The organism is Marinagarivorans sp. (genome assembly GCF_982758155.1).
Map to the genome: position 1 here is coordinate 1 of NZ_CEXWTU010000208.1, position 8,830 is coordinate 8,830.

Consider the following 8,830-nt stretch of genomic DNA (forward strand, 5'->3'; position numbering starts at 1 on the left):
GATGAGTAAAGCTCGTGGTTTTGCGTTTTTATGCGCTTTTGCGGCGGCTAGGGTTTGCTGTACCTGAGGGTATAGTGTGCTGGCGCTTTTGGGGTCTGCCCCCATAAGCAATCCCCAAATAGCGGCTTTTAAGACGTCAGCCTCTGGGTCACGTATAGGCGCTAAAAGGGCAATGGCATCGTTAAGGTGCGTGATCACTGTGCTCTTGTCTTCGTTGGTGATGTTAACTTGAGCTAGGCGATAAAGTGCATAGGCTTTGTTATATCCAGTGCTGCTGTCTGCGAGCGCTTTTAGTTCAGGCGTGTTGTGTTGGCAGGTGGCGTTAGTAATGGAGTGTTCTATGCTACTTGAGTGTTCAAATGCAAAAGCATTTGACGCCAGTGAACATGCCAGCACGACGGTGGTGCCTGTAAATGAAGCTTTTATGAAGCGAGGTAAGCGAAACATTATTGAGTTAGACATAGTTATTTCCTGTGTGTAATTGATTTCAAGCGGTAGGGTTATTGTGCGTTAGCCTACTCGTGATCACTACTGTCAAATGTCACTGGTTCGCATGACATTTGTCATGACTTTTATTTTTAGGGGCGAGGCAATCCCTGTTGTTGGAGATATTCACCATGATTTTTTTAAAACGGTTCAGCGCGGCTCTATTAATAAGCTTTTTGGGTACGGCGTGTACCGCACAAGCTGAAAAAGCAGAAGATATTTATACGAAAAACTGCGCCAGTTGCCACGGCAATAAAATGCAAGGTGGTTTGGGCGGAGCGTTATTGGGTAAAACGTGGAAGCATGGCGGTACCGATGCTGATATTACTCGCGTTATTACAACGGGGATTGCTGAAAAAGGCATGCCTGCCTGGAATAAGACGTTATCCGACGAGGATATTCGCGCGTTGATTATTTATATGCGTGAAGAGGGCGCGAAAACAAACAGCGATGCGCTACTTAAAAGCGAGCAACCCAGTGATGGCGTGTTCAAAACTAAGCACCATAACTTTAAATTGGAAAAGTTGATGGGTGGTTTTGGGGTGCTTTGGGCGCTCGACTTTTTGCCTGATGGCTCGATGTTGGTTTCTGAGCGCGACGGAGTGCTATGGCAGATAAAAGAGGGTAAAAAAACCAAAATAATAGGTACGCCAAAAGTTTGGGCTGATACTCAGGGGGGGCTGATGGATATAGCGCTAAAACCTGTGGCCGGAGATAATCCTTGGGTGTATTTAAGTTACAGTCAGCCCAGTAGCAATGGTGCGATGACGGGCGTTGTTCGCGGTAAAATAAAAAATAATCATTTTGTCGATTCGCAAATTATCTACCAAGCGGATAAAGAATTTCATACGACGAAAGGCTATCATTTTGGCTCACGTATTGTGTTAGATAATGGATATATATATTTCAGTATTGGCGACCGTGCAAATCAAGAGCAAGCGCAATCCCTTTCCCACCCCAACGGGAAAATCCATCGCCTATTTGACGATGGCCGCATTCCTGAAGATAACCCTTTTGTAAAAACCGCTGGCGCGATTAAAAGTATCTGGTCATACGGTTCACGTAATCCGCAGGGGATGGTGCTTAGCCATAATGGTCTACTTTGGGAAACAGAGCACGGCCCACGCGGTGGTGACGAAGTCAATGTTATTGAAAAAGGTGTAAATTACGGTTGGCCATCGATCACTTACGGTATGAATTACGACGGCACGGCGATAACGACTAAAACGAGTGCGCCGGGTATGGCGCAGCCAAAGCATTATTGGGTGCCATCAATTGCGGTAACGGCAATTGATGAGTATTCAGGGGGTGCATTTCCGTCTTGGCGTCATCATTTGTTGGTAGGCAGTTTGGCAAAGCAAGAAATACAGTTGCTCGAAGTTAAAGGTACGGAAGTTATATCGAGTGAGCTATTACTAAAAAATCAAGGCCGCATCCGTGACTTAGTTGTAGGGGATGATGGCTTTATCTATTTGGCGATGAACCCTGATAGTGAAAAAGGCAGTGCAATTTATCGCCTTGTTCCAGCCGCCAAAATGTAATCAATATGAGAATTTTATGATGTTAGTGAAAAAAAAGTTGCTGCCGTCTTCGGGGTTATTTGCCGTAACGTTATTTACAGTAACTTTTACTGATGGGCTGCTCCTGGAAAAAGCCTCGGCTGCCGAATACCTAGAAACAATCGTGGTTACCGCGCAGCGTGATGAAACCTTGTTGCGTGATGTAACCCAGGCGGCAACGGTTATTGATAATGAAAGCTTACAGCGTATTAATGCTGACCATATGCATCAGCTGGTCCAGCAAACGGCGGGGGCTTGGCTCAGTCGTGGTAGCGGGCAGGAGCACCTTACGGCGATACGCTCTCCAGTGTTCACTGGTGCTGGCGCGTGCGGAGCTTTTCAAATGAGTCAGGAAGGTATTCCGTTGCGTGCGTCAGGTTTTTGTAATGCGAATCAACTTTTTGATAGTCATTACGAAGCGGCGGCTGCGGTGGAAGTTCAGCGGGGGCCAAAGTCGGCGCTTTACGGAAGTAATGCTTTGTTCGGTGCGATTGATGTGCGCTTACCGAGTGCTATGTCAGTAGAGCGTCCGGTTGTTTCTTTTGATGCATCGAGTCAGGATTTTTATCGCATTAATTTAGCGGCCCCTTTTGCTGTTTCGCAAGATAAAGGCTGGCTGGCGTTAGCAACGTTCACAGATAATACCGATGAGCGCTTTAGTGCGGGTTATCAACAGCAAAAAATAAGTCTTAAACACCAGGCCGTTAACGGCAGTCGCCAAACGGATTCAAGTCTTAGCTTCACACATTTAGATCAGCAAACCGCAGGTTATATTGAGGGCGAGGATGCCTATAAAGATGATCTGTTGCGATTAGAAAACCCTAATCCACAGGCTTATCGAAAATCGACCGCAGTACATGGGTCCCATCGTTGGCTGTGGCAAGATAACGGAACCCAGTGGTCTGTGAGGCCTTATTTTCGCTATACAGATATGGAATTTCTGATGCATTTTTTGCCGTGGCAACCGGTGGAAAATAACAGCCATGGATCGCTGGGGGTGCAGGCGCAGGCCGAGTATCCATTGTCGTCAACATTACTGTTGCGCTCTGGCGTCGACTTGGAATTAACTCAGGCTGAGTTGTCTGAGCGTCAAGATGATGAAGCGCCTTTTGCTGCGCAGCGTTTTCCTGTTGGGATGCATTATGACTATTCTGTTGCTGCTCAAGCGGCAGCGATCTATAGCGGACTTGAATGGCTTCCATCTGAAAGCTGGTTATTTAATGCCAATGTGCGTGGAGACTACCAGCGTTACGATTACCAAACGGATGTTGATGCTGGAAGTGCGTGCGAACCATTGGTAAGCGGTTGCCGGTTTTATCGCCCCGCTGACCGGGATGATGCCTTCAGTAATCTTTCTATTGCGCTGGGGTCTCGTTATTTAATGGCGCCGTCACATGTGCTATTTGCCAATATGGCCAGTGGTTTTCGAGGGCCGCAAGCAACTGAGCTTTATCGTTTGCAGCAGGGGCAGGAGGTTGCGGATCTTGAGTCGGTTAAATTAAACAGCATCGAACTCGGCGGACGTGGCTCGCTTTCATGGCTCAATTATCAAGCGGCTTTGTTTTATATGGAAATGGAGAACGGTGTTTTTCAAGATACGAATCGCGCCAATATCAGTGGCTCACAAACGAAGCATAAGGGGGTTGAATACGAGTTGACGGGGAAGTTGTTGGATAATTTAACGCTGCAGTTGGTGGGTAGTTTTGCTGAGCATAAATACAGTAATAATCCCAACCTGTTTGGGAGTCCTTCTAATATCAGGGGCAACCTTGTCGACACCGCACCGAAAACAATGCATTCCGCCGTGCTGAGCTGGCAGTTGAATTCAGCTATAGAGAGTCATCTTGAGGTGTCTCAAATGGATGAGTATTTTCTCGATCCAGAAAATACGTTTATTTATGAGGGGCATACGGTGGCTAATTTTCGAGGCGGTTGGAGTGTTAATTCTTCATTGACCTTAAAAGCGGCTGTGCTGAATATGTTTGATTCCCGTTATGCCGATCGTGCCGACGTGGCGTTTGGTGAACAGCGTTATTTCCCCGGGCAGTCTCGCCACGGGATGCTAACGTTGATTTGGCGTGGTTAATGACTTGTCAGGAGATTTACGCTAGTGCCGGCCTTAGTGCCGGCTTTTTGTTCGCGCTAAGAGCGCCGTATTACCGGCTATAAACGCGTAAAAATAAAATTATTTAGGCAATGCCTGCCAATGCTTTTCCTCCATCCACAGCAATTATTTGACCTGTAATATAATGCCCTTTTTGCAGTAAGAAAAGGGCTGTTTCAACAATGGCTTCTGTCCCTCCGATTCGTCCAAGGGGAATTTTTGCTAATGCTTCATGCTCGTTAGCGGGTGCCGTTTCCGATGGCCAAAGTGCAGCGCCTGGAGCTATGCCATTCACTCGGACTTCAGGCGCTAATTCGAGCGCCATACTTTTGGTTAACATCACATTTGCGGCTTTTGCCATGCAATAAAGTGTGTGCTGACGCTTAGGCGTCTCGGCATAAATGTCGGCAATGTTAAGAATGCATCCATGCTGTTTTTTTAGCAGTGGTGCGCAGCTTTGGCTAAGAAAAAAAGGCGCTAGTGCATTGGTGTTTAACAGATCTTGCGATTGTTGTTGCGTAGCGCTGCCGACGGGTGTGGGGTAAAAGCTGGAGGCGTTGTTGATTAAAATATCTAGGCGTGAAAAATGGTGTTGTGCGCTATCTGTAATTTTTTTGGCGGCTTGAACATCGTTGAGGTCGGCTTGTACTGTAATGGCTGAACCGGCTCTAGCGGCATTGAATTGATCGGCAAGCGGCTGGGCGCTAGTGCGAAAGTAATGTAATACGAGGTTATACCCTTGGGCGTGCAGTGCCATTGCCAGTGCTTGGCCAATGCGCTGCGCGCTGCCGGTAATAATGGCAACGGGGCCTGTGGGCGGTTCGGGTAATGTCATGAATAACCTCGTGTATTGTTGGTTTTAATGAGTGTCGTCAACGTTATTGTTGCGATACTCTTCGCGAAAATCTTTAATGCATTTTATTCGCGCCGCAGTCATGGCTTCGCCAATGGCAGGCCCTTGTAAGCCCTCTTTCATAAATATTGCTGCAGTGACATTTTTACAGCTCACAAGTGCATCCCTTAAATATTGTGCTTGCGGGTATTCTCTATCTTCAAACCCGGTGCGACCTTGCGCATCGGCTTGACAGCACTGTACAAAGTGTTCGAAAAACCCAGTGTTCTTATAAGCCCCTAAATGATTAAACAGTTTATTTAATGTGCTGGGGTTGAGTTCGGTCGCACGATGGCTGTGGGTGTGGAATTCACACACAGCGAGTGCGAGCTTTTTACAGTCGTTTGGTACGCATAAACGACGGCAAAGGGATTTAACTTCTTTGATACCTTTTTGTTCGTGGCCGTGATGCTTGGGCAATAGCGTTGCGGGGGTGCAGGCTTTGCCGAGGTCGTGCACTAAGGTCGCGAAGCGCACGCTAAGATTATCACTGGCGTTGGCGGCTTGCTGTAAGGACATTAGTACGTGAATGCCTGTATCTATTTCGGGGTGATGTTCGGCGGGTTGTGGAACGCCGAAGAGTTTATCGAGTTCGGGCATTATTCTCGCGAGTGCGCCGCATTCTCGTAGCACCTCAATAAAAACATGAGGGCTGCGTTCGCACAGGGCGCGTGCGGTTTCTTTCCATACGCGTTCAGCGACAAGAGCATCGACTTCGCCAGCTTTAACCATGGTCGACATCAAAGTGATTGTTTCGTCGGCGATGTTAAAGCCTAAGTGGTGGTAGCGTGCTGCAAAACGTGCGATACGTAAAATGCGCACGGGGTCTTCGCTAAAGGCTTCAGATACATGGCGCAAGGTTTTTGTTGCAATGTCTTGCCGGCCGCCGTAAGGGTCTATAAGGCTGCCATCTTCATCTTGCGCAATGGCATTGATGGTTAGATCCCTGCGGGCTAAGTCTTGCTCTAGCGTGACATCGCTGGCGGTATTAAAGCTGAAGCCGGCGTAGCCTGGGGCTGTTTTTCGCTCGGTACGTGCGAGCGCATATTCCTCTTTGGTTTTCGGGTGTAAAAAAACCGGGAAATCTTTACCAACCTGAGCGAAGCCTTGGTTTAACATGTCTTGCGCGCTTGCGCCTACAACCACCCAGTCGCGTTCAATGCTGGGATAATTTAATAATTTGTCTCGGACGGCGCCGCCGACTAAATAGATGTGCATAAGTATGTTGCCGTTTTTTTGAGGATAATAATTAATACCGTAAACCGGTTGACGTAAGCTGCGGTTTACACCACACTTTATAGGCTTTTTTCACTTTCTTAAAGAAACACTTGATTATGCCTCATATTATCTTTTTTGCAGTCAAACGCGTACTCGCCGTGCCAGCACTCCGCTGGGCACGCGTTCGTGCATGGTCGCTGCAAATTTGAGAGATAATCATACTTAAAAACTCCCAAAGGCCGCAGCAAAAAAACTGCGGCCTTTTTTGTTTCTGGCGGTAGCATTTTTATACAAAGGTTTGCGGGCTAATTATTTTTTGCCAAGGATAATCCTGTTGGATTAAAGACCTCATGAATATTTTATTTGCATATTGTAGTGTCATATTAATATGGACCACTACGCCGTTAGCTATACATTGGAGCAATACTGATTTTGATTTTATTACGTCGGTTAGTGTGCGTATTGTGGTGGCTGCCGTTATTGGTTTTTTGTTACTAAAACTGTCGGGTATGCGTTTGGTGCATGCGCGCCGTGATTGGCTTAATTTTGCAGTGGGCTCGCTTGGTCTGTTTCCTACAATGTTGCTGGTTTATTGGGCGGCTAAGACTGTACCCTCGGGAATGATGAGTGTTATTTTTGGTCTGTTTCCTTTTTTTGTAGGCATTGCTTCGCAATTAATATTTAAACAACGTTTATTAACACCTCTTAAGTTAGTGGCGTTAGGGATTGCCGTGGCGGGTTTAATGTTAATTAATATCGAGCAGCTACGCGTTGGTTGGAATGGTTTGTTGGGTGTTTTAGCGATTGTTGCTGCCACGATTCTGTGGGCACTTAGCTCGGTAATCTTAAAGTCTATGCCCGCTATTCCGCCGTTTAGGCAAAGTGTCGGCTCGATGGTTTTTGCTTCGCCGGGTTTTATTCTGATTTGGTCTTTGTTTTCTGGCGCATTGCCGGAAGAGGTTGGCATGCGCTCTTTGGTGGGGTTGGGGTACTTGGTCGTGGCCGGTTCTTTGATGGGGCACACGCTATTCTTTCATGTGTTGAAACATTGCGCGGTCACAACGGTTTCGTTAATCCCCTTGATCACGCCATCATTGGCATTGTTGCTGGGTTGGCTGGTTGAGGGTGAGTTGATGGGGGTTGTAAGCCTGTGTGGCGTTATTACTGTGCTTATCGCACTGGCCTTGTTCCAAGGCTTGATTCAGCCTGCGCTGCGCCGATTAGGGTTATTGCATAGTGTTTGATAGGGGATTTTGAGTAGAGTTGATGCGCGACACCAATCAAACGTTCGTTTTGATTGGTGTCGCGTAAAAATAAATTTTGGCGCACTTATAGTGCATATTAATGCTTGTTGTGTGAATTCATTGGTACTTAGGGTGTCGTCCGGCGGTTTCGGCTAGGCACTGGTGCTGCAGGGTGATACATTGGTATCCGTTTATTAGAGGGGAATTCTTCTCTTCGTTTTGAGTAATTTATAGGCAATTGTACCGTGACAAAAATTCTCGTCGCTGACGATCATGATTTAGTGCGTATGGGAATAATGCGCATGCTAGCGGATGTCGAAGGCTTTGAAGTTATAGGCGAAGCCAAGAGTGGAGAGGAAGCCGTCAGTAAGGCTCGATTATTACCCGTCGATGTCATTTTGATGGATGTCCGCATGCCTGGCTTTGGCGGCTTGGAAGCAACGCGTAAGATATTGGCATATAACCCGAAAATTAAAATCATTGCTGTCACCTCTTTAACGGATGACATGTTCCCCGAGCGCCTGATGAAAGCGGGTGCCAGTGGTTACGTGACTAAGGGGGCAAGCTTCGATGAAATTATCGATGCTGTGCATAAAGTTATTAAAGGGCAGCTGTATATGGCCAGTAGTGTGGCACAGCAAATCGCCCTGCGAAATTTTACTGGCGGTGGATCACAATCGCCATTTGAATTGTTGTCTCAGCGTGAATTACAGACCGCTACTATGATTGCTAACGGCAATAAAGTGCAGGTGATTGCGGACTCTTTCAGTGTTAGCCCTAAAACAATCAACAGCTACCGTTACCGTATTTTTGAAAAGTTAGGCATCAATAGTGATGTTGAACTGACTATCCTGGCGATTAAACATAAAATTTTGGACATCGAAACATTGGGTGGTGAATAGCACCTCCCGATGCTTCCCTTCGATAATGCCTACCTCCTTTGATGCTAAGCTCTTCTTAAAAAACCTTACCCAGCAGCCCGGCGTCTATCAGATGTACGATGACGGCGGCAAGATTTTGTATGTGGGTAAAGCGAAGAACCTTAAAAACCGCGTTTCCAGTTACTTCCACAAAAGTGGGCACAGCCCTAAAACTCAAGCGTTAGTCAAACGTATTGCCAATATTGAAATTACGGTGGCGCCCAGCGAAGCAGAAGCGCTGGTGCTTGAGCAAAACCTTATTAAAGCCCAGCGCCCGCCCTACAACATATTGATGCGCGATGATAAGTCTTACCCCTATATATTCTTATCCGATACCGACGATTACCCTCGCATTGCACTGCATCGTGGCGCAAAGAAAAAGAAGGGTAAATATTTTGGTCCTTTTC

Annotated in this window: 8 protein-coding genes; 5 read left to right on the plus strand and 3 right to left on the minus strand. The window is 46.9% G+C overall.

Annotated features, from left to right (window positions below):
* On the minus strand, nt 1–462 hold a 462-nt coding region (locus tag AC3A8L_RS17195), incomplete at its 3' end, for a hypothetical protein (RefSeq protein ID WP_487963505.1).
* A gap of 155 nt (nt 463–617) precedes the next feature.
* Between AC3A8L_RS17195 and AC3A8L_RS17200 the strand changes: the two genes are divergently transcribed.
* Together AC3A8L_RS17200 and AC3A8L_RS17205 are read left to right on the plus strand one after the other, a co-directional pair.
* Nucleotides 618–2,027 carry a PQQ-dependent sugar dehydrogenase gene (locus AC3A8L_RS17200; RefSeq protein WP_487963506.1) on the plus strand — a complete coding sequence of 470 codons (1,410 nt, stop codon included), beginning with the start codon at nt 618–620 and terminating at the stop codon, nt 2,025–2,027.
* Nucleotides 2,028–2,043: 16 nt separating this feature from the next.
* A complete protein-coding gene (locus AC3A8L_RS17205) occupies nt 2,044–4,131 on the plus strand; it encodes a TonB-dependent receptor (RefSeq protein WP_487963507.1) in 2,088 nt (695 codons plus the stop codon).
* Nucleotides 4,132–4,234: 103 nt separating this feature from the next.
* Here the strand turns inward: AC3A8L_RS17205 and AC3A8L_RS17210 are convergent, their stop codons facing one another.
* Nucleotides 4,235–4,984, minus strand: a complete 750-nt coding sequence (locus AC3A8L_RS17210; protein ID WP_487963508.1) for a pteridine reductase — start codon at nt 4,982–4,984, stop codon at nt 4,235–4,237.
* Nucleotides 4,985–5,008: 24 nt separating this feature from the next.
* Complete coding sequence (locus AC3A8L_RS17215; RefSeq protein WP_487963509.1) at nt 5,009–6,259, minus strand: multifunctional CCA addition/repair protein; 1,251 nt, start codon at nt 6,257–6,259, stop codon at nt 5,009–5,011.
* Between the two features lie 350 nt (nt 6,260–6,609).
* On the opposite strand from AC3A8L_RS17215, the gene AC3A8L_RS17220 reads away from it, so the two are divergent.
* From AC3A8L_RS17220 to AC3A8L_RS17230, 3 genes are all read left to right on the plus strand, one after another.
* Nucleotides 6,610–7,503, plus strand: a complete 894-nt coding sequence (locus AC3A8L_RS17220; protein ID WP_487963510.1) for a DMT family transporter — start codon at nt 6,610–6,612, stop codon at nt 7,501–7,503.
* 245 nt (nt 7,504–7,748) lie between these two features.
* Nucleotides 7,749–8,405, plus strand: a complete 657-nt coding sequence (locus tag AC3A8L_RS17225) for a response regulator (protein WP_487963511.1) — start codon at nt 7,749–7,751, stop codon at nt 8,403–8,405.
* A gap of 25 nt (nt 8,406–8,430) precedes the next feature.
* Nucleotides 8,431–8,830, plus strand: a 400-nt coding sequence (locus AC3A8L_RS17230) for a GIY-YIG nuclease family protein (protein ID WP_487963512.1), incomplete at its 3' end; no start/stop codon positions are given.

Bases quoted from the DNA above. Each gene is read 5' to 3' on its own strand.
- AC3A8L_RS17215 (WP_487963509.1), bottom strand. From the start codon at position 6,259: ATGCACATCTATTTAGTCGGCGGCGCCGTCCGAGACAAATTATTAAAT.
- AC3A8L_RS17220 (WP_487963510.1), top strand. From the start codon at position 6,610: ATGAATATTTTATTTGCATATTGTAGTGTCATATTAATATGGACCACT.
- AC3A8L_RS17200 (WP_487963506.1), top strand. From the start codon at position 618: ATGATTTTTTTAAAACGGTTCAGCGCGGCTCTATTAATAAGCTTTTTG.
- AC3A8L_RS17210 (WP_487963508.1), bottom strand. From the start codon at position 4,984: ATGACATTACCCGAACCGCCCACAGGCCCCGTTGCCATTATTACCGGC.
- AC3A8L_RS17205 (WP_487963507.1), top strand. From the start codon at position 2,044: ATGATGTTAGTGAAAAAAAAGTTGCTGCCGTCTTCGGGGTTATTTGCC.